At 67.7% G+C, this 24,779-nt stretch carries 28 protein-coding genes and 1 riboswitch; of the genes, 18 read left to right on the forward strand and 10 right to left on the reverse strand.

What is annotated here, in order from left to right; genetic code table 11:
• Positions 1 to 7 precede the first annotated feature (7 nt).
• The 6 genes from SACXIDRAFT_RS14720 (at position 8) to SACXIDRAFT_RS14745 (ending at position 3,629) form a co-directional block, all read left to right on the forward strand.
• Positions 8 to 289, forward strand: coding sequence for a hypothetical protein (locus SACXIDRAFT_RS14720; RefSeq protein WP_006239368.1), 282 nt, complete (start codon positions 8 to 10; stop codon positions 287 to 289).
• A 36-nt stretch (positions 290 to 325) separates the two neighbouring features.
• A complete protein-coding gene (ychF, locus tag SACXIDRAFT_RS14725) occupies positions 326 to 1,408 on the forward strand; it encodes a redox-regulated ATPase YchF (RefSeq protein WP_006239369.1) in 1,083 nt (360 codons plus the stop codon).
• A 392-nt stretch (positions 1,409 to 1,800) separates the two neighbouring features.
• The gene (locus SACXIDRAFT_RS14730; RefSeq protein WP_006239371.1) at positions 1,801 to 2,265 is read left to right on the forward strand and encodes a MarR family winged helix-turn-helix transcriptional regulator; all 465 of its coding nucleotides are present in this window, start codon (positions 1,801 to 1,803) and stop codon (positions 2,263 to 2,265) included.
• A 121-nt stretch (positions 2,266 to 2,386) separates the two neighbouring features.
• Entirely contained in the window at positions 2,387 to 2,590 is a 204-nt protein-coding gene (locus tag SACXIDRAFT_RS23330; RefSeq protein ID WP_040922196.1) for a hypothetical protein, read from the forward strand.
• Positions 2,569 to 2,784 (forward strand): hypothetical protein, encoded by a 216-nt coding sequence (locus SACXIDRAFT_RS23335; protein WP_198284321.1) that lies wholly within the window; start codon positions 2,569 to 2,571, stop codon positions 2,782 to 2,784. Before SACXIDRAFT_RS23330 ends, SACXIDRAFT_RS23335 begins: the two co-directional genes overlap by 22 nt.
• A 119-nt stretch (positions 2,785 to 2,903) precedes the next feature.
• The gene (locus tag SACXIDRAFT_RS14745; protein ID WP_006239373.1) at positions 2,904 to 3,629 is read left to right on the forward strand and encodes a class I SAM-dependent methyltransferase; all 726 of its coding nucleotides are present in this window, start codon (positions 2,904 to 2,906) and stop codon (positions 3,627 to 3,629) included.
• 3 nt (positions 3,630 to 3,632) lie between these two features.
• On the opposite strand, the gene SACXIDRAFT_RS14750 is transcribed toward SACXIDRAFT_RS14745, so the two are convergent.
• Positions 3,633 to 4,217 carry a GNAT family N-acetyltransferase gene (locus SACXIDRAFT_RS14750; RefSeq protein WP_006239375.1) on the reverse strand — a complete coding sequence of 195 codons (585 nt, stop codon included), beginning with the start codon at positions 4,215 to 4,217 and terminating at the stop codon, positions 3,633 to 3,635.
• A 117-nt stretch (positions 4,218 to 4,334) separates the two neighbouring features.
• Between SACXIDRAFT_RS14750 and SACXIDRAFT_RS14755 the strand changes: the two genes are divergently transcribed.
• The 3 genes from SACXIDRAFT_RS14755 to SACXIDRAFT_RS14765 are packed head-to-tail and all read left to right on the forward strand — an operon-like array spanning position 4,335 to position 6,798.
• Positions 4,335 to 4,643, forward strand: a complete 309-nt coding sequence (locus SACXIDRAFT_RS14755; protein ID WP_040922197.1) for a hypothetical protein — start codon at positions 4,335 to 4,337, stop codon at positions 4,641 to 4,643.
• Positions 4,640 to 6,136, forward strand: a complete 1,497-nt coding sequence (locus SACXIDRAFT_RS14760; RefSeq protein WP_006239380.1) for a sensor histidine kinase — start codon at positions 4,640 to 4,642, stop codon at positions 6,134 to 6,136. Before SACXIDRAFT_RS14755 ends, SACXIDRAFT_RS14760 begins: the two co-directional genes overlap by 4 nt.
• Positions 6,133 to 6,798 carry a response regulator transcription factor gene (locus SACXIDRAFT_RS14765; RefSeq protein WP_006239381.1) on the forward strand — a complete coding sequence of 222 codons (666 nt, stop codon included), beginning with the start codon at positions 6,133 to 6,135 and terminating at the stop codon, positions 6,796 to 6,798. The genes SACXIDRAFT_RS14760 and SACXIDRAFT_RS14765 overlap by 4 nt, the downstream gene beginning before the upstream one ends.
• Positions 6,799 to 6,843: 45 nt before the next feature.
• Here SACXIDRAFT_RS14765 and SACXIDRAFT_RS14770 read toward each other — a convergent pair whose 3' ends face one another.
• From SACXIDRAFT_RS14770 to SACXIDRAFT_RS14790, 5 genes are all read right to left on the reverse strand, one after another.
• Entirely contained in the window at positions 6,844 to 7,212 is a 369-nt protein-coding gene (locus SACXIDRAFT_RS14770; protein WP_006239382.1) for a hypothetical protein, read from the reverse strand.
• 84 nt (positions 7,213 to 7,296) lie between these two features.
• The gene (locus SACXIDRAFT_RS14775) at positions 7,297 to 8,487 is read right to left on the reverse strand and encodes a phosphotransferase (RefSeq protein ID WP_040922198.1); all 1,191 of its coding nucleotides are present in this window, start codon (positions 8,485 to 8,487) and stop codon (positions 7,297 to 7,299) included.
• Between the two features lie 243 nt (positions 8,488 to 8,730).
• Complete coding sequence (locus tag SACXIDRAFT_RS14780; RefSeq protein ID WP_006239386.1) at positions 8,731 to 9,435, reverse strand: hypothetical protein; 705 nt, start codon at positions 9,433 to 9,435, stop codon at positions 8,731 to 8,733.
• Positions 9,436 to 9,511: 76 nt separating this feature from the next.
• Complete coding sequence (locus SACXIDRAFT_RS14785) at positions 9,512 to 9,766, reverse strand: hypothetical protein (RefSeq protein ID WP_006239387.1); 255 nt, start codon at positions 9,764 to 9,766, stop codon at positions 9,512 to 9,514.
• A gap of 88 nt (positions 9,767 to 9,854) precedes the next feature.
• A complete protein-coding gene (locus SACXIDRAFT_RS14790; protein ID WP_006239388.1) occupies positions 9,855 to 10,145 on the reverse strand; it encodes a 4a-hydroxytetrahydrobiopterin dehydratase in 291 nt (96 codons plus the stop codon).
• A 31-nt stretch (positions 10,146 to 10,176) separates the two neighbouring features.
• A riboswitch (TPP riboswitch) is annotated at positions 10,177 to 10,287 on the forward strand.
• A gap of 25 nt (positions 10,288 to 10,312) precedes the next feature.
• On the opposite strand from SACXIDRAFT_RS14790, the gene SACXIDRAFT_RS14795 reads away from it, so the two are divergent.
• From SACXIDRAFT_RS14795 to SACXIDRAFT_RS14805, 3 genes are read left to right on the forward strand one after another with little or no spacing between them, the layout of a single operon-like run.
• Entirely contained in the window at positions 10,313 to 11,386 is a 1,074-nt protein-coding gene (locus SACXIDRAFT_RS14795; RefSeq protein ID WP_006239389.1) for a thiamine ABC transporter substrate-binding protein, read from the forward strand.
• Complete coding sequence (locus SACXIDRAFT_RS14800; protein ID WP_006239390.1) at positions 11,362 to 13,005, forward strand: ABC transporter permease; 1,644 nt, start codon at positions 11,362 to 11,364, stop codon at positions 13,003 to 13,005. Before SACXIDRAFT_RS14795 ends, SACXIDRAFT_RS14800 begins: the two co-directional genes overlap by 25 nt.
• On the forward strand, positions 13,005 to 14,051 hold the full coding sequence (locus tag SACXIDRAFT_RS14805) for an ABC transporter ATP-binding protein (protein ID WP_006239391.1): 1,047 nt from the start codon (positions 13,005 to 13,007) through the stop codon (positions 14,049 to 14,051). Before SACXIDRAFT_RS14800 ends, SACXIDRAFT_RS14805 begins: the two co-directional genes overlap by 1 nt.
• Positions 14,052 to 14,134: 83 nt before the next feature.
• Here SACXIDRAFT_RS14805 and SACXIDRAFT_RS14810 read toward each other — a convergent pair whose 3' ends face one another.
• Genes SACXIDRAFT_RS14810 through SACXIDRAFT_RS14820 form a run of 3 tightly spaced genes read right to left on the reverse strand, consistent with a single transcriptional unit; the run spans position 14,135 to position 17,090 of the window.
• Positions 14,135 to 15,049 carry an ABC transporter permease gene (locus SACXIDRAFT_RS14810; protein WP_006239393.1) on the reverse strand — a complete coding sequence of 305 codons (915 nt, stop codon included), beginning with the start codon at positions 15,047 to 15,049 and terminating at the stop codon, positions 14,135 to 14,137.
• Complete coding sequence (locus SACXIDRAFT_RS14815) at positions 15,046 to 16,041, reverse strand: ABC transporter ATP-binding protein (protein WP_006239394.1); 996 nt, start codon at positions 16,039 to 16,041, stop codon at positions 15,046 to 15,048. The genes SACXIDRAFT_RS14810 and SACXIDRAFT_RS14815 overlap by 4 nt, the downstream gene beginning before the upstream one ends.
• Positions 16,038 to 17,090, reverse strand: a complete 1,053-nt coding sequence (locus SACXIDRAFT_RS14820; protein WP_006239395.1) for a LolA family protein — start codon at positions 17,088 to 17,090, stop codon at positions 16,038 to 16,040. Before SACXIDRAFT_RS14820 ends, SACXIDRAFT_RS14815 begins: the two co-directional genes overlap by 4 nt.
• Before the next feature lie 150 nt (positions 17,091 to 17,240).
• On the opposite strand from SACXIDRAFT_RS14820, the gene SACXIDRAFT_RS14825 reads away from it, so the two are divergent.
• Genes SACXIDRAFT_RS14825 through SACXIDRAFT_RS14840 form a run of 4 tightly spaced genes read left to right on the forward strand, consistent with a single transcriptional unit; the run spans position 17,241 to position 20,090 of the window.
• Positions 17,241 to 17,948 (forward strand): response regulator transcription factor, encoded by a 708-nt coding sequence (locus SACXIDRAFT_RS14825; protein ID WP_083840216.1) that lies wholly within the window; start codon positions 17,241 to 17,243, stop codon positions 17,946 to 17,948.
• A complete protein-coding gene (locus SACXIDRAFT_RS14830) occupies positions 17,945 to 19,306 on the forward strand; it encodes a sensor histidine kinase (protein WP_006239397.1) in 1,362 nt (453 codons plus the stop codon). The genes SACXIDRAFT_RS14825 and SACXIDRAFT_RS14830 overlap by 4 nt, the downstream gene beginning before the upstream one ends.
• Positions 19,307 to 19,318: 12 nt before the next feature.
• Entirely contained in the window at positions 19,319 to 19,735 is a 417-nt protein-coding gene (locus tag SACXIDRAFT_RS14835; RefSeq protein ID WP_006239398.1) for an NUDIX domain-containing protein, read from the forward strand.
• 55 nt (positions 19,736 to 19,790) lie between these two features.
• A complete protein-coding gene (locus tag SACXIDRAFT_RS14840; protein ID WP_006239399.1) occupies positions 19,791 to 20,090 on the forward strand; it encodes a YciI family protein in 300 nt (99 codons plus the stop codon).
• Positions 20,091 to 20,122: 32 nt separating this feature from the next.
• Here SACXIDRAFT_RS14840 and SACXIDRAFT_RS14845 read toward each other — a convergent pair whose 3' ends face one another.
• The gene (locus SACXIDRAFT_RS14845; RefSeq protein ID WP_006239400.1) at positions 20,123 to 20,314 is read right to left on the reverse strand and encodes a hypothetical protein; all 192 of its coding nucleotides are present in this window, start codon (positions 20,312 to 20,314) and stop codon (positions 20,123 to 20,125) included.
• 149 nt (positions 20,315 to 20,463) lie between these two features.
• Here SACXIDRAFT_RS14845 and typA point away from each other — a divergent pair, with 149 nt between their 5' ends.
• Positions 20,464 to 22,377, forward strand: coding sequence for a translational GTPase TypA (gene typA / locus SACXIDRAFT_RS14850; protein ID WP_006239401.1), 1,914 nt, complete (start codon positions 20,464 to 20,466; stop codon positions 22,375 to 22,377).
• 350 nt (positions 22,378 to 22,727) lie between these two features.
• The gene (locus tag SACXIDRAFT_RS14855; RefSeq protein ID WP_006239402.1) at positions 22,728 to 24,653 is read left to right on the forward strand and encodes an ABC transporter family substrate-binding protein; all 1,926 of its coding nucleotides are present in this window, start codon (positions 22,728 to 22,730) and stop codon (positions 24,651 to 24,653) included.
• The last annotated feature ends 126 nt before the right edge of the window (positions 24,654 to 24,779 follow it).

Here is a 24,779-nt window from a genome sequence, read left to right on the forward strand (position 1 = left end):
TCGGTGCATGACAGAACGCGAACGGCGACGTCCGGTGTTCAGGGTATTGGCCGGTGTGGCGGCCGCTGCGGTCGTGACGGCATCCGGTTTCGCCACCACGGCCTGTGACGACACGCGGGACGGCGGCGGTTACGAGCAAGAGCAGCAGGACAACGACAACGGGGACGGCAGGGACAACGGGGGCGATGGGAACGACGGAGACGGGCAAGGGGGAGATGGCGAAGACGGGGACGATGACGGCGGAGGTGAGCGTGACGACGGCGGTTACGGCCGGGAGGGCGACGGCTGAGCCGGGCTGCGCGTCGGCCCCGTACACTGGCCAGCCGTGAGTCTCACCCTCGGCATCGTCGGTCTGCCCAACGTCGGCAAGTCCACCCTGTTCAACGCACTGACCCGTAACGACGTGCTCTCGGCGAACTACCCGTTCGCGACGATCGAGCCCAACGTCGGGGTGGTGCCGTTGCCGGACCCTCGGCTCGACAAGCTCGCCGAGATCTTCGGGTCGGAGCGAACGGTGCCTGCCACCGTGTCGTTCGTTGACATCGCGGGGATCGTCAAGGGTGCGTCCGAAGGTGCGGGGCTCGGCAACAAGTTCCTGGCGAACATTCGTGAGGCGAACGCCATCTGCCAGGTCATCCGGGTTTTCGACGACCCGGACGTGGTCCATGTCGAGGGCAGGGTCGATCCGCTCTCGGACATCGAGACGATCAACACCGAGTTGATCCTCGCCGACCTCCAGACGCTGGAGAAGGCGCTGCCGCGCATGGAGAAGGAAGCGCGCACCAAGAAGGAGAAGCGGCCCGAGTTCGACAACGCCCAGCTGGCGAAGGAGATCCTCAATTCGGGCAGGACCCTCTTCTCCGCGCAGAGCGAGGTGGACCTCGACGGCCTGCGGGAGCTGAGCCTGCTCACCGCGAAACCGTTCCTGTATGTGTTCAACGCCGACGAGGCTGTGCTGACCGGCGAGCAGCGGCGCGCCGAGCTCGCGAAGCTCGTGGAGCCTGCGGACGCCGTGTTCCTCGACGCGAAGGTCGAGTCAGAACTCCTCGAACTGGACGACGAGGAAGCTGTGCGGGAACTCCTGGAATCGGTCGGGCAGGAGGAGCCGGGGTTGCATGCGCTCGCGCGAGCCGGGTTCCACACTCTCGGTTTGCAGACGTACCTGACGGCGGGGCCGAAGGAAGCGCGTGCCTGGACGATCCCGCAGGGTGCGACGGCCCCGCAGGCCGCAGGCGTGATCCACACGGACTTCGAGCGTGGCTTCATCAAGGCCGAGGTGGTCTCGTTCGACGACCTCGTCGAGGCCGGGTCGATGGCGGCGGCGCGATCGGCGGGGAAGGTCCGTATGGAGGGCAAGGACTACGTCATGGCCGACGGCGACGTGGTCGAATTCCGGTTCAACGTGTAGTTGCCGTGCTGCGGAAGCTAACGCTTACACCGAAGTCTCGGACGCCATCGCGTCTGCGATGTTCGATCGTCGGGCGGGCCGACCTGGGGGTACGGGAGGTTGGGGACGTCGGCTTGCTCGGTTCGGCGGCCCACCAGCCGACGCCGGGACGCAGCTGTCCCTACGCGGCTTCGCGTCTCGCGGTTCGGACACGGCCTCTCGCGGGGCCACGGGAGCCGGTCGAATTCCGCCACAACGCGTAGCCATTCCATCGGCGAGATGCTCGGCCCTTTCCCGCAGCATTTCGGCGGTACGGTGCACTGCGGTGTCCGGTGATCATGATCACCATGGAGCTCCAGCTTGGTGGAGATTCTACGCTCGGTTCTGGGAGTTACCGACGCGAAGAGGGTGACATGGTGGAGTACTCACACGCCGACGACGAGCTGGTCCGGCAGCCGATCGTCTACTGGGCATGGGCCGCGAACAAGACGTTGATGGCGTACGTGCGGGGCAGGCTCGCGGCGATCGGTGTCACCCAGCCGCAATGGTGGGTGCTGAACCAGGCGGTGCACAGCCCGGACGGCATCACGCGGGAAGAGGCGATCAGCGCCAACCAGATGAACCTCGACGTGGGCGCAGGGTTGGCTCCTGACATCGACCTGCTGGTGGAGCGAGGCATGCTCACTCGGGGCGAGGACGATCGCCTTCGGATCACCGCCGAGGGCAGGGCGCTGCATCAGCGCGCGGCCGAAACTCAGCGCCGCAACCGCGGCGTCGTTCACGCGGGCATTTCGGACGAGGAATACCTGACCACACTGAAGGTTCTTCAGCGCATGATCCACAACGCCGGTGGCGACGTGTCGGCGCTGGGTGCCTGAACGCTGCACCCCCTGGGGCCCGGTCGTCGATGACCTCGAACGTCATGGACTCCTCGGCATGGCGACGTAAGGCTGGAGGCCACGGCCTCATGGCCGCCACGCGCCAGTCAGGAGGAGCATCATGACCACGACCAGTGTTGACCCGGCACGGATCATCACGCAGTACGAGGCGTTCTGGAACGCCGGGACGAGCGAGGAGCAGCGGCGGATCGCCGACGACGTGTTCATCGACGAGATCGAGTACCGCGCGGTGCCGGGGGTGTGGCACGGAGTCAACTCGATGATCAGTTTCCGGGACCGTTCGTGGACCACGTCGGTGCGGTGACCTACCGGGCCCGCACCGAGCCGGACCACCATCACGATCGCGCTCGCCTCCACTGGGAACTCGTGCTCGCCGAGGGGACATCCTTCGCGGAGGGCACGGACATCCTCGCATTCAACGCCGGCGGCCGGATCACGTCGGTCACAGCGTTTTTGGACCGTGCTCCGGCGGGGGGACCTGCCGACCATCACGAGTGAACGGGGCAACGGGCGTACGCGCGGCATGCCCGTTCGCTCGCTCGGTAGAACCGGGCACGCCGCTCAGAGCCGCTGAAAAAACCGTTTCCGGCTCAGGGTCGGCGCGCTAGCGTGACGCGATGCCCGACGCCTTGTACGCCGATCCTCGGCTCGCGCCGCTCTACGATTCACTGGATCCGGACCGCAGTGATCTCGACCCGTATCTGGCGATGGCCGAGGAGTTCGGGGCGCGGCGGGTGCTGGACGTCGGGTGTGGCACCGGGACATTCGCCTGTCTGCTCGCCGAACGCGGTTTCGACGTGGTCGGGGTGGAACCGGCGGCGGCGTCGCTGGACGTCGCGAAGTCCAAGCCGTTCGCCGAGCGGGTTCGGTGGGTGCATGGTGACGCCACTGCGGTTCCGGCGATCTCGGCCGATCTCGCCGTGATGACAGCCAACGTCGCACAGGTGTTCCTCTCCGACGAGGACTGGGGGAACGCCTTGCGGTGTGTGCACGGTGCGCTCCGCCGTGGGGGGAGGTTCGTTTTCGAGACAAGGCGCCCGGCCGTGAGGGCCTGGGAGCGGTGGACGCGGGAGAACACACTCACCGAGGCCGACGTGCCCGGTGTCGGCGTGGTTCGGGCGTGGTGCGAGGTGATCGAGGTGGCCGAGCCGCTCGTGTCGTTCCGCTGGACCTACGCGTTCGACGCCGACGGCACCGTGCTCACCTCCGACTCCACCCTGCGGTTCCGCGACCGCGAGAAGGTGGACCGGTCGTTGCGCGCTGCCGGGTTCGATGTCCATGACGTGCGTGACGCGCCGGACCGGCCCGGCAGGGAGTTCGTGTTCGTGGCCACCCGGCGATGATCGTCATGGGGCACCCCGATGCGCGAGCCACTCCCGCGCGAGCATTCCCATGACATGGGCGTCGATCCACTCACCGTCCCAGTACAAGGCCTGACGTTTTGTGCCCTCCCAGACGAAGCCGACCTTCTCGTACACCCGCAGGGCGCGTGGGTTGAAAGCATAGACCTCAAGATCCACCCTGTGCAGACCAACGGTGCCGAAGGCATGAGCAAGGAGTAAGCGCGTGGCCTCGGTGCCATAGCCTCGGCCGAACAGTCTGCGACTCGCGAGCGCGATGCGGAAAGAACACGACCGGTTGTCGCGGTCGAGATCGGTCAACACCGCTTCCCCCGCGTACGCGCCGGTGACGCGTTCGACGATCGCGAGATCGAGTCGGTCGGTGTGGTCGCCCCGTGAGCTGTACCACTGTTCGGCCTGGCGCAACTCCTCACGAGGGGCGAGCGTGCGGTGGGTGCCGGTGAGCCGCCTCACCTCGGGGTCGGCGAGCATGGCCACGAGGGCGCAAGCGTCGGTTCTGCGCACAGGCCGGAGCAGAACCGCACGTCCTTCCAAGGTCGGTTTCACGGAGAAGTCGGCACAGGTGTCCACAGCGACCGATCATGGTTCGGGACCGGACCGTGCCGCCAGTCGATATCGACCGAAGATGAGAGCGTTCTCATCCCGTTCTCACCGCTGCGCCATGGGTCGAGACCTAGACTCGTCCGGGTGAAACGCCCGCTCGTCATCGTGTCGATGTTGGTCGCTGTCGGCGGGATTCTGGTCGCGGTGTTGTTCATCACCCGGCCCGCGCCTCCTCAGCCGCTGCCCGAGCCGATCACCATCAGCACCCCTTCGAAGGTCCCCGGGGCGGGATCACCGTCCCCGGCGCCGGCGCAGAGTGGTGACGACGCCGACGATGACGACAACATCGACGACGACGGTGTGGTGGGACCGCCGCCCGCGCTTGACGACGCCGACGACGCCGACGACACCGACGACCTCGATGATCTCGACGATCTCGACAGCGATCGATGACCGCGACCGGTACGACGACAGCGCGTTCGGCGTCCGTTCGCAGGCCGCGACACCGCGCGCTGTCCACGGCACGTGCTCGCATCATCGGCTGGATGTTGCTGCTGGTGTTGGTGGCGCTGGGCGCGCTCACCCTGGCGACGTGGCGATTGTCCGTGGGTGATGTGGACAGGCGCATGGACGACGCGCTGCGCAGTGAGATCGAGGAGTTCAGCACCCTCACCGAAAGCGGCATCGACCCCGCGACGGGGCAGGCGTTCACCGGGATCGACGAGGTGCTCAACGCCGCGATCACCTACAACCTCGCGAGGCCGAACGAGAAGTTCATCGGATACGTTGACGGCACGTTCGCCTACCAGAGCAGGCAAAAGGCGCCTGTGCCATTGGCGAGCGATCCCGATTTCACGGCGCTCGTATCGACGGTGATCCGGCCTGAGGCCGGAAGTTACGGGAGCGCTGCCGGTGAAGTGCGCTACGTCGCCGTGCCGGTGCGATTGGAGAACGACCCGCGTGCGGGCGTGCTCGTCGCCGCGTACTTCGCGGACAGGGAACGGGAAGACGTCAACCAGACAGCCCGGTTGATGCTCGCCGCGGGGGCGGTGACGATGTTGCTCGTCGCCGCGGGTGCGTGGTTGGTGGCAGGCCGCATACTACGGCCTCTGCGCGACATCACGACGACAGCGCGTTCGATCACCGACGTCGATCTTTCCCGGCGTATTCCCCGGTCGTCCTCGCGTCCTGGCGACGAGATCGGGGAACTCGCCGACACGGTGAACGCCATGCTCGACCGCGTGGAGAACGCCGTAGCCGTGCAGCGCCGGTTCATTGACGACGCGGGGCACGAACTCCGCACCCCGATCACCATCGTGAGAGGGCACCTCGAAGTCCTCGACCCCACAGACCATGAGGACGTCAGAAGCACCGTGGCCTTGGTGGACGACGAACTGGGGCGGATGAACCGTATGGTGTCCGACCTGCTGTTGCTCGCGCGGTCGGAGCAGCCGGAGTTCCTGCGCGCCGAATCGGTGGACGTCGCGGCGCTCACCGAGGCGATCTACGACAAGATCACCGGTTTCGGTGGGCGCGACTGGACGCTCGACCACGTGGCCGACGGCGAGGCCGTCATGGACCCGCAGCGCATCACCCAGGCCGTCGTGGCGCTCGCCGACAACGCCGCCCGGTACACGCGGAGGGGAGGGCGTATCGCGTTCGCCTCCCACCGTGATGACGGAACCGTGCGCTTCCAGGTGTCGGACTCTGGCCCCGGAATCCGCGAAGAAGACCGGGAGCGCATTTTCGAGCGGTTCGCACGGGGCGAATCGGGCCGCGGTTCCGAGGGTGCGGGCCTTGGCCTGTCGATCGTGAGAGCCATCGCCGCAGCGCACGGGGGAAGGGCCATGGTGGACAGCGAACCTAATTGTGGCGCCACGTTCACGGTGGAGATTCCCATCGCGGCCGGGACACCGCAGCCCAAGCACGTCGAAGGAGGACGATGAGCCGAATCCTGATCGCGGAGGACGAGCCTCGGATTGCGGCGTTCGTCGAGAAAGGACTCAGGGCAAACGGTTTCGCGGTCACCGTGGTGGAGGACGGTCCCTCGGCGTACGAGTACGCGCTCACCGGCTCGTTCGATCTGATGGTGCTGGACATCGGCTTGCCGGGCATGGACGGATTCACGGTCTTGCGCAAGCTTCGTGAGCAGAGCTGTCCGATTCCAGTGATCATCCTGACCGCGCGGGATTCCGTGCAGGACACGGTGGCGGGTCTTGAGGGTGGCGCCGACGACTACATGCCGAAGCCGTTCCGGTTCGAGGAACTGCTGGCCCGCGTGAGGCTTCGGCTGGTGCCCGAACGCGCCACCGAGCCGACCGTGCTCGCGTACGGCGGGCTACGGCTCGACCTGCGGACGCGGCGGGCGCACGTGGGCACCGACACGGTGGATCTCTCGGCGAGGGAGTTCGCCCTCGCCGAGACCTTTCTGCGGCATCCCGGCCAGGTGTTGTCGCGGGAACAACTGCTGAGCAGGGTGTGGGGTTACGACTTCGACCCGGGTTCCAACGTCGTCGATGTGTACGTCCGTTACCTGCGGCGCAAGCTCGGGGCGCACCGGATCACGACGGTGCGCGGCATGGGATACCGGCTGGAGGAACGCGACTGAACCACCGGTCGGCCGGCTCGGGGCGAGCAGGCCGACCGGCCGCACTCAGTCGCCGTCGGGCGTATTGTCGTCCGCCTCGCCGGGGGTGTCGTCCGTGCCGTCGAGGGCGTCGTCCGGGCTGTCGTCCGTCTCGTCGGGAGTGTTGCCGTCGGGCGTGTTGTCCGTGTCGTCGGCGGTGTCGTCAGCGTCATCGGCGTTGTGCTCGGTGCCCGTGCTGCCCGCGCGGTGGTCGTCCTCCGTCGGCGCGGCCGGAGTCGGTGAGGCGCCGGGCGACCCGACTGCGGTGACCTCGATCGCCTTGGTGTGCGAGGTGCTGGTGGCGTCGTCGGCCAGCGCGATTCCCGTGCCGGTGACGCCCAGGCCCGCGAGCGCGGCGCCGACGGTCAGGATCTTCCAGTTGGGGGTCATTGCCATCGTCTTTTTCCCTTCCATGACTTCGACGTGATCCAGCATTCCGCGGCTGCATGAGAAGGGCCGGAGAATCGGATGAGGGGACTCTCATGGTGAGGTGAGCCAGTGCTCGGCCAGATCGATGCGTTGCCGGGTGCGCTCCCGCCAACCGGCTCGCTGTGTGCGGAAAGGGCCGGTGGCCAGGCCAAGCAATGTGGACGCCACTCGCGGGCACAGGTCGTCCATGCGGAAACGGTCTCGAACGTGCCACAGGATCTCGCTTCTCCATCGGCGAGCCTGTGGGGTTCCGGTGACCGACAGATGGGCCAGCAGGTTCGCCCAGTCGTCGAGTCGATGCCCAGGGCCCGCCGTGTCGATGTCGAGCAGACCTGTCACCTGGCCGCCGCTTGTCAGGAGTTGATGTTCGTAGAAGTCACCGTGCGTCGGCACGATGGGATGCTCACCGACATCGGCGTCGGCGATCGCGTCGGCGAGAGTGGTGACGCGATGGCCTTCCTCCGGAACTGTCATGGCAAGGACGGCCCCGTAGTGGTGGGCACTCCGCCGGTGATCGGATCGGCGCGGCAGGCCCGTGAGAGCCGCAGGAAGGCGGTCGAGTACGTCCTCCAACATGGCAGGGCCTGGCAGCGGATCGCGCAGGCGCAATGCGGTGCGAGCCGAGGAGCCGGGCAGAGCGGGCATGAGCGCGAGCCCGTCGTCGGTGGTGATCAGCAAGCGAGGCACAGGCAGGCACTGCACAAGCAGATCGTGGCGGTCGCGAAGCCCCGGCAGTTGCGACGGGGTGACGACCTTCGCGAACAGCCGCTGTTCCCCCGTCGTGATCTCCAGCACCGCCCGCCGCGTCGGCCGGTACGACAGCACCCGGACGATCGGCGGATGCTCCCCGGATACGTCGGCCGACGCGAGCAGGCTTCTCAGGCGGTGCGGGTCGAGAAGCCGCGGCAGTGCGGGAAGCGCGGGGTCGTTCGGCCACCGCCACAGGCCCACCGCGATCTGCCTGGCGTCGATATCACCCTCCACCACGGCCGCACCTCGGGGCAGCAGAGAGCCTGTCGCCGCCACAAGTGTCTCCCGCACGACGGTCGCGTCAGGCATGCCCAACTCGACGGCGTATCGGACGAGCGCGGCACCGGAAGGCTGCACGGTCACCGACATGGGCCGCACCGACCGGACCTCGGCAGCCGGGAAAGGGGAGGCACCGAGCACGGCGGCGACGAGCTCCCTCGCGGACGAGCCGAGCAAAAGGTGCAGGTCAGAGGTTCGAGAAGGAGTGGGCACGCGGTCATTCGCCCCAGAGTGCACCAGGCGCGTTGGCCGACGATGAGTTCCGGATGAGAACCCTCTCACCTCGAGGCGATCACCCGAGCGCCCCCAAAGCGATGATCAACAACAGCGTGATCGCGGTGGCGAGCGCCCAGATCCCGGCGCGCTGGTTCGGGGTCAGCGCGGGTGCGTTCCGATGCATGACGGTCCCTTCGACGTACCTCGGCACCCCGATCACCGCGTTGATCACCCGAATCGTTACGGCTTGGCGAAGATCGACTGGCCGACCTGCTTCCCTGTGGCCGCCGAGAGGAGTTTGAAGATCACTTCGTCCTCGGTCAGCTTGTACTTCTCGGCCAATTGGGCGAGCGTCTTGTCGGTGTTCTCGATCATCGGGAGAAGATCGACCCGCCACTGACCCGACTCCCTCGCGAAGGTGCGCGGGGGCAGTTGAGGGCCGTCCTGGCGTGACGGCGACACGGACGCGACCGCGGTGTCGCCCTTGACGGTGATCTCCCCGAGCGAGAAGTCCTCGACGGCCGACTTGTCCACGAGGCCGCCCTTCGCGGCGAAAGTCAGCAGAGCCTTGCCGTCCATGCCCTCAGCCTTCCCTGCCCCCAACTTGTGCCGCAGCATGGCGACGTTCATGCGGTCGGTCATGCCCCGTGCCCCGATCTCCTCGGGACCTCCGGTCGCGGTCAACCCGGCGAGCTCACCGTAGTAGTCGAGCGTTCCCGCGGTGACCAGCGAGGTCACCGACTCGCCGTCCTGCTCGCGCAGTGCGGTGCGATATCGCTCGAACGTGTCACGGATGGCCTGCTCGTCAGCCGCCCTGGACTGCGAGCTACCCGCAGGCGCCGCCTCCCCACTCGGCGTGCCCGAGGAGCCGGAACAACCCGCCAACCCCAGTACGACCGCCACCAACGGCGCCACCACGGTCACCACGCCACGCTGCGAAAACATCGTGCTCCCTCGGTGTGAAAGGCCCACGGTGGGACCTTCCACACCGCGGCTTGCGCCCCAGAGGGTAATCACAACATCACAGCGGGTCATCTTGACGACGTCGGGCCGTGTAGAACAACACGGCGGCGCCAGCCGCGACCATCAGCGCGAAGGCCGTTCCTCCGACGACGAGAGCCTGGACGACCTCGTCGCGCGGAGCGGTCGGCGCGCTCTCGGGAGGTCGCTCCGTATCCGCAGGCTCGGCGATCGCGGGCTGGATCGCCCCCACCAGCAAGACCGCCAACAGAGCCAGCGCCGACGCGAACGGCGCACGCCGGACGATGCGGATCATCGCGCACTCCCCTCGGGTTTCAAGGTGATCGGTTCTCACCAATCCCAACGTTGGGCATCCGCCCGAGAGTTGCCCGAAAAGGCCGGAATCATACGCTCGGGAACACTCTTTCGACCTCCCGTGCAAGAGCGATGTCCTTGTCGGTGACTCCGCCGTGGGAATGGGTGCTCAAGCGGAGAATGACCGTGCGCCAACGGATGTCGATGTCCGGATGATGGTTTGCCGCCTCGGCCAGCTCGGCGACCCGGTTCACCACCTCGATCGCTTCCGGAAAACTCGCCAGCTCGGTCTCGCGCTCGATCGCGTCGCCGACGCGCCGCCACGCGGGCAGCTCGCGCAGGGCCTCGTCGATGCCTTGGTCACTGAGTAGCTCCGTCATGCGCTCATCGTGGTACGGGGACGGGTACGCTGCACGCTGCCACGGGAGTCCGGCGCGCCGGGCTGAGAGGTGGGCACGCGGCCCACGACCGTCCGCACCTGATTCGGATCATGCCGACGCAGGAAGGTGTACGGCAGCTTCCTGCGCGGTCACGGCGAGGAGGCTGAATGGGCCAGAGGTCGGGCCAGTGGTCAACGTCGTTGCGCGCGGCGATCGCGTTGTTCTCGGCCGGGGCGCTGACGGCCGGATGCACGGTCATCGGTGCTGAGGACGAGCCCGAGGAAGGGCCGGTGACGGTCACCCTCGTCACCCACCAGTCGTGGGCCGTCCCGCAAGAGGTGGTCGATGCCTTCGAACAGCGGGCGAACATCCGCGTCGAGATCCGCAAGGAAGGCGATGCGGGGGAGCTGACCAACAAGCTCGTGCTCACCAAGGACAACCCCATCGCCGACGTCGCGTACGGAGTCGATTCGACGTTCGCTTCCCGCGCGCTCACGGAGGGTGTGTTCCAGCCGTACACCTCACCCGAGGCGGACCGGGGCCCGCAGCGTTACGCCCTCGACCCGCAGCAGCGGCTGTCGGCCATCGATGTCGGCGATGTCTGCGTCAACATCGACACGGAGTGGTTCGCCGCCAACGACGTGCCCGAGCCGACGAGTCTCGACGCTCTGACCGAGCCGGAGTACAAGGACCTTGTCGTGGTGCCGAGCCCGGCCACGTCGTCGCCAGGGTTGGCCTTCCTGTTCGCGACCGTGTCGAAATACGGTGAGGACGGCTGGAAGGAGTACTGGGGCGACCTTGCCGACAACGGAGTGAAGGTCGTCAGCGGATGGACCGAGGCATACACCCAGGATTTCTCGGGGTCCTCGGGTGAGGGCGACCGGCCGATCGTGCTGTCGTACGCGTCCTCTCCCGCCGCCGAGATCCGGCCGGACGGCACCACCAGCACCAAGGCACTGCTCGACACCTGCTATCGGCAAGTGGAGTACGCGGGCGTGCTCGAAGGCACGAAACACCCCGACGAGGCGGGAAAGGTGATCGACTTCCTGCTCTCGCACGAGTTCCAGTCCACCGTCGCCGCGAACATGTACGTGTATCCGACCAGGGAGGGCGTCGCGCTCCCCGAGGGGTGGGCGCAGGCTGCGCCGTTGCCGCGTGAGCCCATCTCGCTGCCCGGTGAACAAGTGGAGGCCAACCGGGAGCAGTGGATCGGGGAATGGCGCTCACTGCTGGAGGGCTGAGCCCGCGGTCCGGCGTGCGGCGGGCGTCGGCGATCGGCGCGCTGGCCGCCCTGCCGGTCGCGTTCCTCGGGCTGTTCTTCGCCTGGCCCGTCGTCGCGATCATCCGCCTCGGTTTCACCGAAGGCGGAGTTGCCGAGGCGCTCGCCGACCCTTCGACGTGGCGACTCGCCGGTTTCACGGTCGCGCAGGCACTGGGCGCCACCGTGGTCGCCTTGATCGCCGGGTTCCCGCTGGCTTTCGTCCTCGCGAGAGTGCGGCTCCCCGGGATCACCGTGGTGCGCACGCTCGTGCTGGTGCCCTTCGTCCTGCCCGCTGTCGTGGTCGGGCTGGCGTTCCGCGCGCTGTGGCCGGACGGCGGCGTGCTCAGCATCATGGTCGCCAACGCCTTCTTCAACGTCGCCGTCGTGGCTCGCACCGTCGGTGGCCTCTGGGCTCACCTCGACCGGCGGGTCGAGGACGCGGCCCGATCACTCGGAGCATCCCGGTTCAGGGCGTTCCGCACCGTGACGTTGCCCGCGCTCCTCCCTGCGGTGTCGGCGTCGGCGGCCGTGGTGTTCCTGTTCTGCGCCACGAGCTTCGGTGTGGTGCTGATGTTGGGAGGCAATCGCTACCGCACCTTGGAGACCGAGATCTACCTCCGCACGGTGGATCTGCTCGATCTCCCCGGCGCGGCGGCGCTTTCACTGGTGCAACTCCTGGCCGTTGTCGCCTCGCTCGGCGTCGGCGCGGTGGCCCGCCGCCGCAACGAACACGCGGCGCAGCTTCGTTCGGCGCGGCACTCGGCTCGCAGACCGGAGGGCGGCGAGTGGGCTGTGGTGGCAGTCTCGGCGCTGGTGCTCGGTCTGTTGCTGACCCCGATCGTCGCGTTGCTTCTTCGCTCAGTGTCGGGACGGCAGGGCTGGACCCTCGACGGATACCGGGCACTGTCCGGAGCGGGGCAGGACGGCGCGTTGAACGTCACAGGATGGGATGCCGCGCTCAACTCGCTCCGCACGGCATCCGATGCCACGATGCTCGCCCTCGTGGTGGGGATAATCGCGGCGGTCACCGTCGTCGTACTGCGCCGCTCACCGAGCAGGGGCGCCAGGACCGCGGGTGAGATCACCGACGCGGCCCTGATGCTGCCCCTCGGGGTGTCGGCGGTGACCGTCGGGTTCGGCTATCTGGTGACGCTCGGTGATCTGCCGTGGGATTTGCGGACCTCGCCGCTCCTGATCCCCTTCGCGCAGGCTCTGGTGATCATTCCTATGGTCGTTCGGCTCATCCTGCCGGTGCTGCGTTCGGTGGACGAACGCCTGCGTCAGGCAGCGGCGACGCTGGGCGCGAGCCCTGTGCGCGTGTGGCGGGAAGTGGATTTCCCGCTGGTGGCGCGGTCGTTGATCGCGGCAGCGGCGTTCGGGTACGTCGTGGCGCTCGGGGAGTTCGGCGCCACCAGTTTCCTGGCTCGCCCTGACAAGCCCACGCTGCCGGTCGCTGTCGCGGACCTCATCAACCGGCCGGGCGAGCTGAACCATTTGATGGCGTACGCGGGCTGCGTGCTGCTGATGGTGGTCACGGTGATCGTGGCGGCAGTGATCGAGAGCGTGCGTGCTCCGCATGCGCGGCTGGGAGAATTCTGATGTTGACCGTCTCCGGTGTGTCCGTCCGTTACGGCGACGTGGTCGCGGTTCGTGATGCCGAACTCGAGATCGCCGATGGTGAGGTTCTCGCGTTGCTCGGGCCATCGGGGTCGGGCAAATCGACTCTGCTGCGTACGATCGCGGGTCTGGAACCTGCCGCGGGCGGCCGGGTGTGCTGGGATGGTGACGATCTCGCCGGGGTGCCTGTCCACCGCCGCAACTTCGGGCTGGTTTTCCAGGACGGTCAGCTTTTCCCGCATCGGGATGTGGCAGGCAATATCGCATTCGGTCTGCGCATGCGTGGCATGGATCGTGTGGCCAGGCAGGAGCGGGTGCGCACACTGCTCGATCTGGTCGGCCTCAGTGGATACGAGCGCCGCAAGATCACGGAACTCTCCGGAGGGGAGGCACAGCGGGTCGCACTGGCTCGGGCACTCGCTCCGCAGCCCCGGTTGCTGTTGCTCGACGAACCGCTGTCCGGACTCGACGCGGAGTTGCGCGAACAGCTCGCGATCGAGGTGACCGAACTGCTGCGACGCACCAAAACCACAACGCTTCTCGTCACGCACGACCAGGAAGAGGCGTTCACACTGGCCGACCGGATCGCGGTGCTCGACAACGGCGTGATCCGGCAGGTGGGCGATGTGCTCGACGTGTGGCGCAGGCCGGTGGACGAACGGATCGCCCGGTTTCTCGGCGTGACCACGTTCCTGCACGGACGGGCCGACCACGGTCGGTTGCGGTGCGTGTTGGGTGAGGTTTCACTCCCCTGGTGTGGCACCGGCGATGTGCTGATCGGGCTGCGGCCCAATGCTGTGCGGGCAGAGGAACTCGACCGGGCCTCCGAAGCCGCGCCACCGTCCGGTTCGCTGCGGGGCGAAGTGCTCGCTCGGGTACACCGCCGTGATCACGTTCGGCTCGTGGTGAAACCTGACGGCGATCTCTCCGAGGTGGCCGCGGTCGCGGCGATGACCAGCAGGGCGGTAGCCGGTGATCGGGTTGTCCTCACCCTGGACGCGGACGGCATTGCCACGGTGGGGCTGTGACGAGGAGACGCTCAGAGGGCCGTCACCTCGTCACAGCCGGAGTACCGCGAGCTTGCGACACAACGCTCGTATAGCCGTGCCCCTCAGCTGTCCTTGGTGAGCATTCGGGCTGTCGCGAGTGACAGCGCGATCACGATGTAGCAGCCCGCGCGGACGATGCCTTCGCCGAGCGCATCCAGTGGGATCGGGTCTCGCAGGACGTCCACCACGGATTCCCACGACGTGTTGAGCAGGAACGGATGGAGCCACGACAGCGCTTCGAGCGCGCTGAGTATGGAGAAGAGCAGCACCCCGCCGACGACCGACACCAGTACAACGATGGGATGCTCGGTGACGGTGGAGACTGCCAGCGCCACGGCTCCCACCGCCCATAGCTGCACCGCAACCCATGCCGAGGCGAGTAACACTCGCCAGACGGCACCCGGCAAGGACTCCGTCGTGCCCGAGAAGGTGAACAAGGCATCGGTGCCATTGAAAACCAGCCCGGTGACGATGCCGCTCACCGCCATGAGCACGGCCGCCGTGGACGTGAGCATCGCGACGCCGACGGCCTTGACCAACAACACCCGCCCTCGTCCGACAGGTGCCAGCAGCAAGCCACGCAGAGTTCCACTCGCCTGCTCACCCGCTATGGCGTCGGCACCCGACATCGCCGCCACGAGTGGCAACATCAAAGTGAGCGACACGACCAACGCGGCGACCGGCAACACCAGCGCGTTGCCGGCTGCCGTGGTCAGCAGCGCGACGTTCCGGCCCTCACCGTCAGGTCCACCTGTCGGCTTCTCGATGACCGCCAGTGCGATTCCCATGATCACCGGGATCGCCGCGAGGATGCCGAGAAGGACGAGATTCCGGGGCCTGCGGTAGATCAGGGAGAGTTCTGAGCGGAGCAGTCTGCCCACCGGCACGCGATCGCGTGCAACGGGTTCGGCAGTCCACAGTGGCCCCTCGACGTTCGTGGTGGACGCATCGGGCTGTGGTCGGTCGAATTCGGTCACGGTCGCTCCTCCGGATCTGCTCCCTGGGTCAGCCGGGCGAACAGGTCCTCGAGGCCGGTTCTGTCCTTGTGGACCTCGTAGACGGCAACGTCGGCGCGCACGAGTGTCGCGACCACCTCGGGCGGGGTCGTGGTCGTCACATCCACGCGCACCCCGCCTGGCGCGGGCCGAGCGACGATCCGGGCCTGCCGCAGAGCTTTCAGCGCCTTCTCGGAGTCGGGTGTGGACACGATGACGGCAGGGGTACCCGAGTCGAGCAGCTCGGCGAGTTCTCCTTGCGCGACCACGGTGCCGTGATTGAGCACGGCAACATGGGTGCACGTGGCCTCGACCTCGGCGAGCAGGTGAGACGACACCAGCACGGTGACGCCTGCGGCGTGCAGCTCGGCGATCAACGCTCGTACGTCGCGAGTTCCTGCCGGATCGAGGCCGTTCGTGGGTTCGTCGAGCACGACGAGCTTGCGGGGTGCCAGTAGCGCACCAGCCAGTCCCAGTCGCTGCTTCATACCGAGCGAGTAGCCGCGATAGCGCCGACCGGCCGCACCAGACAGACCGACCCGTTCCAGAGCTGTCTCGACGGCACGGGGAATGTCCTGCCTGGCCAGGCGTGGCTCGGCAGCGGCAAGACGCAGCAGGTTGTCGCGTCCTGAGAGGAACGAATGGAACCCGGGACCCTCCACGAGTGCTCCGACGTCCGGAAGTGCTTTCCCGGCATGCTCTGGGACGGCGTGGCCCAGCACGGTCGCGATACCTTCCGTCGGCCTGCTGAGCCCCAGCAGCATGCGGATCGTTGTGGTTTTTCCGGAACCGTTGGGGCCCAGCATTCCCAGCACCGCACCCTCGGGGATGTCGAGATCGACGTGCTCGACCGCCACCGTCCGCCCGTAGACCTTGCGAAGGCCCCGGGCGGACGCGGCGATCGCCCCTGTCGGAGGAGGGGACGCTTCCGGCCCGTCGTCGAAAGCGCCCACCCTGCCATCGAGCGTTGTCACCTACCGCTCCTGGAAAGCGCATCGCTCAGGACCTTCTCGGGCACAGCGCCCACAGCGATCCTTCCGTCGTCGGTGAGGAGGGCGGTGACAGCCCGGGTTTTGACGAGGTAGCCCTCGCCGTATTCGCCGTTCACCCTCGTGCCGATACGGGAAAGCAAGTCGTGTGTCCTGGCGTCGGCCAGCTCGCTTCTGGTGTCGGCGGTCACCCGCGCCACCATGACACTGTCCCACCCTTCACCGACGACGTGAGCGTCGTCGAAAGGCTTCTCCCCGCGATTGCGCGCTCGCGGTTCGATGTCGGCCACTTCTGCGCCCGCAGGTGGAGTGAAGCTGAACAGGTCAGGGGCCTGCCCGCCGAAATCGATCTCGGTGAAGCCCAGGGAGACCACGGGTTCCGCAGTGCCGTGGGTGAACACCGATACTCGTAGCGGCAGCCGGTTCTCGGCGTCCACGGCGATGCGAGCCTCCCGGAGCAGCGTCTTCTCGGTGGGCTTCGGGGTGAGCACGAGTTCGTAAGCGGCACGCCCCGCGACTGTTGCCGTGCCGTCCACGGACACCGTGCTGGCCTTGCCCGCGAACTCGACCAGCCGTTTGGCCATGGTGGCGGGGTCGGAGGGGACAGCTCCGTGTGGGCTTTCCATGTCCGCATGGTCAGGCAGACTCAGGCGGGTGGCGATGTTTTCCTCGGAGTCGTAGCTCCAGACCTGCGTGCCGTCGCTGACGACCGTGTACTCACCTCCGTGGAGTTCGAGCGCGAGCCGGGCGCGACCTTCGCCGTCGAAATACACCCGTCCCGACTCGGCTGTGACGGCTGACATCCCGTCGATCTTCGGCAGACCGAGCTCGTTGTCCACGGTGATCGACCCGGACAGGGCAGGGGCGTCGGACCGAAGCACCGACTCGACCAGAGCCAGCGGTTCCACGGCGGGGAGTTCGGGTGCCTCTCCCGCACCGGCCGGCACGGCCAGTACCCCGAGCCCGGCAGCTCCCAGTGCCGTGCCTGACACGGCGATGACAGCTGCTCTTCTTCTCGGATTGACGGGTTTCACGTCGTCTCCTCACATCCGGATCCAGTGTGCCCTCAGCGGCAACTCCCACACTCGCCCATCTCCGCTGAGATCGCGCTGAGAGCCGCAGCGACGCTGAGACAACACTGAGAACCCGTGCCGGAAACCACGCCGAACCGGCATCCTGTGCATGTGAGACCTCGGGTTTTGGTTGTCGATGACGAAGCTGGGATGCGCAAGGCCCTGCAACGCGGACTGACGGCCGAAGGGATGGACGTCGTCCTGGCAGCAGAAGGGCCGACGGCGTTGCGGCTGGCGCGGACCCGGTCGTTCGACGTGCTTCTGCTGGACATCATGCTTCCTGGACTGTCCGGCTACCGAGTGCTCCAACAGCTTCGCGCGGAGGGAGTCGGCACACCGGTGCTGCTCGTTTCCGCCAAGGACGGCGAGATCGACCAGGCGGACGGCCTCGACCTGGGAGCCGACGGCTACGTGGTGAAACCGTTCTCCTTCGTCGTACTGGTCGCTCAGATCAAGGCTGTGCTGCGCAGGGCGTCGAAAGGGCACCGCGGTCCTCTGCGGATCGGAGCGCTCACCATCGACAGAGCGAAGCGCGAGGTGCGCTGGCACGACCAGCCGGTGCCGCTGTCGCCGAGGGAGTTCGCCCTTCTGGACACTCTCGCGGGACGCGTGGGCACGGTGGTGCCGAAGGAGGACCTTCTGAGGGAGGTCTGGGGCGACGAGCAGGCTGCCACGCGCAACGTGGTCGAGGTCTATGTCGGGTACGTGCGGCGCAAGCTCGAGGCCGCGGGAGCGAACGCGTTCGTCAGGACGGTGCGCGGGCACGGCTACGTCGTGTCGGAGCCGGAAGCCGAACCCGTGGTCCCCGTGCGGACGTGAACAGGGCTTCTCACCGGTGGTGGGGTCGCCGTGGCCTCCGGTTCCGGATCACGTTGATCGTCACGGCCGTGGCTCTGGTGCCGCTGTTCGGGCTCGCGCTCCTCGCGGGCCGGACGCTCGGTCCGCTACTGGTGGATTCGGTTGACGGCGAGCTCGATGCCGTGCTGACAGCGGCGAACGCCGCTGTCACCGCAGGCAGGACACCGCACGAGGTACCGGGCATCGACGTGCGGGTGCTCGACACGGCAGGCGCTCCGATCGACGGGAGGAAACGGCCCCGGCTCGGCAGCGAGGACGTCGCAGACCTGAAGGCGGGGTTGCCTGTCAGCGTCGAGAGTGACGCCGGGGGAGCTGACGTTGTTCAGCCGTGGCGCTGGCTCGGTTCCGTGGTCACGGCTCCGGACGGCGCCCAGCGCCTCGTCGCGGTGGGCGCGCCGCTCGTGGGTGTCGCGGACACGGTGGAGGACGGAGCGCGCTGGTTGCTGGTCGCCGCCGGGGTCGGAGCCTTGATCGCCACGGTCGCCACGTGGGCCGGTGTGCGAGCGGCACTGCGTCCGGTGACCCGCATGCGAGGTGCCGCGCGGCACCTGCCTCAGGGCGCGCGGCTTCCATTGCCTGCTGCTGACGACGAGCTGCGCGCGCTGGCCGCCGATTTCAACGCCTTGCTCGCCCGCCAGGAGGAGGCCGTGGAGCGGCTCCGCCGGTTCACGGGAGACGCGGCGCACGAGCTGCGCTCGCCGGTGGCGACGATCCGTGTGCAGGCCGAGGTGGCGGTCACGAACCCTGATCCGGAGCTGGCTCATGAGACGCTGCGTGACATTCTCGACGAGGCGGAGCGCCTCACAGCATTGCTGGACAACCTGCTCGCACTCGCCCGCGCGGATGCCGGTGAACTACCTGGAGCGGAGCCGGTGGAGGTCACCACGATCGTCAGGGATGTCGTCGCAAGGGCGAGCCCTGGCGGGCCTCAGCTCCCTCGGGTGCGCATCAGCGCCGTGGCGAGGCAGGCCTGGGCTTCCGCCACCCATGCGGAGGTGGAACTCGTGCTGGACAACCTCCTGCGCAACGCGTGCGCCCACGCTGCGAGCGAGGTGGTGGTTTCCGTGCCTGCGTCGCGGTCGTTCGTGCGGGTGGTGGTGGACGACGACGGCCCAGGGGTTCCGGTCGAACACCGGTCGCGGGTCTTCGACAGGTTCTACCGTGTCGCCGACGACCGCGCGCGCACCTCGGGCGGTACAGGGCTCGGCCTGGCGATGGTGGCCGAGCTGGTGCGAAGGAGAGGCGGGCAGGTGGCTGTGGGGGAGTCGCCGGACGGAGGCGCGAGGTTCGAGGTGTCGTGGCGTCGCCACGCGGGGTAGGTTGTGCTGCTCGTGACCACAGACGACAAAGCCGATCGGACGGTTGCCACCGTCGTCGTCGGCGCGGCCGTGGTGCGCGACGGCCGCCTGCTCGCTCAACAGCGAGCCTTCCCGCCCGAGGCCGCAGGGCTGTGGGAGCTTCCGGGCGGCCGGGTCGAGGCGGGGGAGCCCGACGTCGAGGCCGTGCGGCGCGAATGCCTTGAGGAGCTGGGTGTCGCCGTCGTCGTGGGCGACCGGATCGGCGACGACGTCGCCCTCCCCAACGGCATGGTGTTGCGGGTCTACGCCGCGACCCTGCGGGAGCCATGGGCCGAACCACGGGCCGTGGAGCATCGGGCGCTGCGCTGGTTGACGGCCACAGGGGTGGCGGAGCTGGACTGGCTGCCCGCAGACCGACTGCTCGTACCGGCCCTGCTCGCTCTCCTGTGATCGGCTTCCGGCGCCGAATCCTGTGACGTACGCCTCGCGGTCCTACGGTGGAGGTATGTACGTCGTTCTGCTGACCTACACGGCACCGCTACCCGAGATCGACTATGCGCTTCCCGACCACGCCGAATGGCTCGCCAGGCAGTTCGAGCTGGGGCGTCTGCTCGCGTCGGGGCGCAGGGCGGATCACAGAGGGGAGGTGTTGCTGAGCCGGCCGATGTCGCTGGGCACACTCGAAGCCGCACTGGCCGGTGATCCGTTGTTGCTCCGGCATCTCGCGCATCACGAGGTGATCGAGTTCTCGGCCACGCGCACCGGCCCCGAACTGCGTGCGATCAACGAGGCACTGGCAGGCTGAACGCCCTGGGACGGTCGGCCTCCCGCACGGGGTCAGGCCGCCTTTCGCGCTGCCTTCTCGATCTTCTTCTGCGCCTTCTTCTGTGCCTTCTTCAGCGCTCGCACGGGGCATTTGTCGCACCGCGGTTTCGACTTGCAGCACTTCTTCTTGACCTTGCCCGCCTTCATGAGCTCGCGGACAACTGCCTTGGGGTCGTCCAGGGAGTGCTTGCCTTTCTTGCCCACAGCACGAGGCTAGGTGTGTCGCTCTCCACGCGCAGATGATCGGGGGACACGGTTGGGCTGCGACTACGGCGACTATGCTGGTCGCCAGACCACGCCAGGCGCCGTGTCCGTTGGTCAACCATCATTCTTCTTCATCAGGGAGCTTTCGCGTGCCCACAGCCGCTGCTCAGAAAGTCCGCACCGACTTGCGCAACGTCGCCATCGTCGCGCACGTCGATCACGGTAAGACGACTCTGGTCGATGCCATGCTGAGGCAGTCGGGGGCCTTCGCCGAACGCTCCGAGCCGGTCGAACGGGTCATGGACTCCGGAGAGCTGGAGCGCGAGAAGGGCATCACCATTCTCGCGAAGAACACCGCGATCCGCCGCAGCACGCCCGACGGCCCCGTCACGATCAACGTGATCGACACGCCGGGGCACGCCGACTTCGGCGGAGAGGTCGAGCGCGGTCTTGCCATGGTTGACGGAGTCGTGCTGCTGGTGGACGCCAGCGAGGGGCCGCTCCCGCAGACCCGGTTCGTGCTACGCAAGGCGCTCGCCGCGCAACTGCCGGTGATTCTCGTCGTCAACAAGGTGGATCGCTCCGACGCCAGGATCGCCGAGGTCGTCGAGGAGACCCACGACCTGTTGCTGGAACTCGCGGGTGAGATCGAGGGCATGGACGACGACGCGCTGGACGGCGTGTTGTCGATGCCGGTCGTCTACGCCGCCGCCCGAGCAGGGGTCGCCAGCCTGGAACGGCCCGCCGACGGCCAGCTTCCTGACGGGGAGAACCTGGACCCCCTCTTCGAGGTGCTGCTCGACCGCATCCCGGCCCCGCAGGCCGACCCGGACGCCCCGCTGCGGGCGCTCGTCACCAACCTCGACGCCTCCAGCTTCCTCGGCCGTATCGCCCTTATCCGTATCCACGCGGGACGGCTGCGCAAGGGGCAGACGGTCGCCTGGCTGCGTGAGGACGGTTCTGTGCAGAACGTCCGTATCTCCGAGCTGCTGGTCACCGAGGCGCTCACGCGCGTTCCCGCGGAGGAGGCGAGCGCAGGCGATCTCGTGGCCATCGCCGGTATTCCGGACATCACGATCGGGGACACGCTCGCCGACCGTGACCAGCCGGAGGCACTGCCCCGCATCACGGTGGACGAGCCCGCGATCTCGATGACGTTCGGTGTCAACACCTCACCGCTCGCGGGACGTGGCGGCGGCGACAAGCTGACGGCGCGCCTGCTCAAGGCAAGGCTCGACGCGGAGCTGATCGGCAATGTCAGCATCCGCGTTCTGCCCACCGAGCGCCCAGACACGTGGGAGGTCCAGGGCCGTGGTGAGCTGGCGCTCGCCATCCTCGTGGAGACCATGCGGCGTGAGGGATTCGAACTGACCGTCGGTAAGCCGCAGGTGGTCACCCGTACCATCGACGGGAAGCTGCACGAGCCGTTCGAGCGGCTTTACGTGGACGCGCCGGAGGAGCATCTCGGAGCCATCACGCAGCTACTGGCGTCGCGCAAGGGACGGATGGAGAACCTGGACGGACACGGCACCGGGCGGGTCAAGCTCGAGTATGTGCTGCCGTCGAGGGGGCTGATCGGTTTCCGTACCGACTTCCTCACCGAGACCCGGGGCACGGGCATCGCGAACCACATCTTCGAGGGTTACTTCCCGTGGGCAGGGGAGATCCGCACGCGGCACAGCGGTTCGCTCGTGGCCGACCGCTCGGGCCCGATCACCACGTACGCGCTGTTGCAGCTCGCCGATCGTGGGACCTTCTTCGTCGAACCCGGCGCCGAGGTCTACGAGGGCATGGTGGTGGGTGAGAACCCCAGGGCCGAGGACCTCGACATCAACGTGACGAAGGAGAAGAAGCTCACGAACATGCGCTCGTCCACTGCCGACGAGCTGGAGCGCCTCGCGCGCCCGCGCACGCTGAACCTCGAGGAGGCGCTGGAGTTCTGCGCGGGTGACGAATGCGTCGAGGTGACTCCGAAGGCTGTGCGGGTGCGCAAGGTCGTCCTGGACTCCACACAGCGTGCCAAGGAGCGGTCCAAGGCTCGCAGCCGCGATCGCAACGCCTGACCGGGTAGCCCGGCTCGCGTCGGTCGTTGACAGCGCCGTTGACGGGCGTTCGGCCCTGTCAACGGCCGCCCTTCGACTGCGTCCTTGGCAGCGCCCCTTGACAGCGCCCCTTGGCAGCGCCCCTTGACGTTGGCCCTCGACACTGGCCATTGACACTGGCCCTTGACACCGGCGCGACGCGAGCTTGGGAGACTGGGGGAACCACACGGTCGGTCCGTGCGTCAGCCACACGGGGGAACGGTGACGGCTGATCGGTCGGTGACCGTGTCGCCGGATCGGCAGCCTCGAAGGCCACGGCACCATCGTTGTGCCTGGGGTGGACGGTGTCGAGCGAGCAGGGAGGCTGTGGCGTGCGAGCGAGCAGGGGCAGGGGGAGGCCGTGGACGGCCGTGCTGGTACTGGTGCTCGCAGGGGTGTTGACCGCGTGTTCGAACACCCCGCCCCCGCCTGTGGTGACCTCGCCCGTGTCCCCGTCGGCGCCGCTGCCGGGTGAGACCCCTTCGCAGATCGTGGCGGCGGTGGACGACATCGTCGGCGGCTACAACCCGCATTCCCTCGCCGACGCCTCGACGGTGACGACGGCGCTGTCGCAGTTGCTGTTGCCTTCCGTCTTCCGGCCGGACGTCGAGGGTGAGCTCACTCTCGACGACAGCCTCATGACGTCGGCTGAGGTGACGAGTGAGGACCCGTTCACGGTCGAGTACCGCATCCGTCCCGAGGCGTCGTGGTCTGATGGCGCGCCCATCGCTGTCGAGGACTTCTCCTACCTCGCCGAAGCCATGAAATCCCAGCCGGGGGTGGCGAACTCCGCTGGTTACGAGCTGATCTCCTCGATCGAGCCCGGCGAGGGCGGGAAGCTCGTGAGGGTCATCTTCAGCAAGCCTTACCCCGGCTGGAAGACGCTGTTCTCGAACCTGCTTCCTGCCCATGTCTTCAAGGACGCACCGGGCGGCTGGCCTGCCGCGCTGGCCGACAACTTCCCCGCGTACGGCGGTCCTTTCGCGATCAAGAAGATCGACACCGCGAGGGGCGAGATCATCCTCGAACGCAACGAGCGTTACTGGGAGAAACCCGCGGCTGTCGATCGCATCGTGCTCCAGCGTTCCGAGGGGCCCGGTATGGTGTCGGCGCTGCGCAGCGGCAGCGCCCAGTTCACCCTCGGCGGGGTCAGCGGAGACACGCGGGCGCTTCTCGCCGACCTCGGTGACGAGGTCGCCCTGCACGCGGTGCCACAGCCGTACGTGGTGGACGTGGTGTTGCGACCGGTGGGGCCCGCGCTGGCGGATGACACGGTGCGGGAGGCGATCGCGGCGCTGATCGACCGCAACGCGCTGATCGAGGAGGGCACGAAGGGTGGCGACTCGGCGGACCTGCGGGCCAGTGCGCAGGTGCTGCCACCGTCGTCCGACAAGTACGCGCACACGATCCCTGGTTCCGGGCCGCCGCTGGAACGCGATGCCAGGCGCGCCTACCGGTTGCTTGCCGAGGCAGGGTATGAGCGGAAAGCGGGAAGCTGGGTCGATGAGGAGGGCAGGGCACTCTCCCTCGTGGTGGCCTCGCCGGGGCAGAAACAGCCGTACGGGCGGATCGCGGAGGCACTGACCGAGCAGCTGATCGCGGAAGGCATCGAGGCCACCGCGGTGCAGCCACCGGCGCGGGAACTCTTCGGTTCGGCGCTGGCCGCTCCCGTGGACCTCGACGGTGGTGCCGCAGGCGAACCCGCACCGACCAACGGCCAGGTTGGCATCGACATCGCGGTGATCCCGAGGGCGGTCAGCGTTGATTCTGCCACGACAGCCGCCTCCTGGTTCTCCTGCCCCGCCGCGGCGCAGGACGACGCCGCAGGAGACGGCGCGGGCGACACCGAGGACGGGAAGGACGGCGGGGACGAAGGGGACACGGGGAACGACAGCGGCAGCTCCTCGTCGGCAGCGTCGGATTCGTCGAAGACGGACACGCCAGAGTCGTCCACAGCATCCACTGGGGAAGCGGGAGCGAACACCCCGGACACCGGTCTCGTGGTGCCCGCGAATCCCGCGGGCTTCTGCGATCCGGAGGTGCAGTCCGCTCTCGATGCCGCGTTGACGGGTGAGACCCCGTTGAAGCAGAGCCTCGCCGAGGTCGAACCGGAGGTGTGGGACCAGAACGTCTCCATCCCGCTGTTCCAGCTCGCCGACACTCTTGCTGTGGGCTCAGGTGCGTCCGGAGTGACGCCGGGACCTGCGCTGACCGGCCCATTCTCCTCCGCTGTCAACTGGACCCGCGCTCCTCGCTAGCGCCGCCCTTACCACAGCAATCGGACGCTCGTCGGCCATCGACTCTCAGCCCCGGTTGGTTGTACAGTGACTGATCACACGTTGTCACTGTTGTATGTTTCGTTCGCTAGATAGATGTCACCCTTT

Origin of the sequence: Saccharomonospora xinjiangensis XJ-54, assembly GCF_000258175.1 — a bacterium.
GTDB classification, from domain to species: domain Bacteria; phylum Actinomycetota; class Actinomycetes; order Mycobacteriales; family Pseudonocardiaceae; genus Saccharomonospora; species Saccharomonospora xinjiangensis.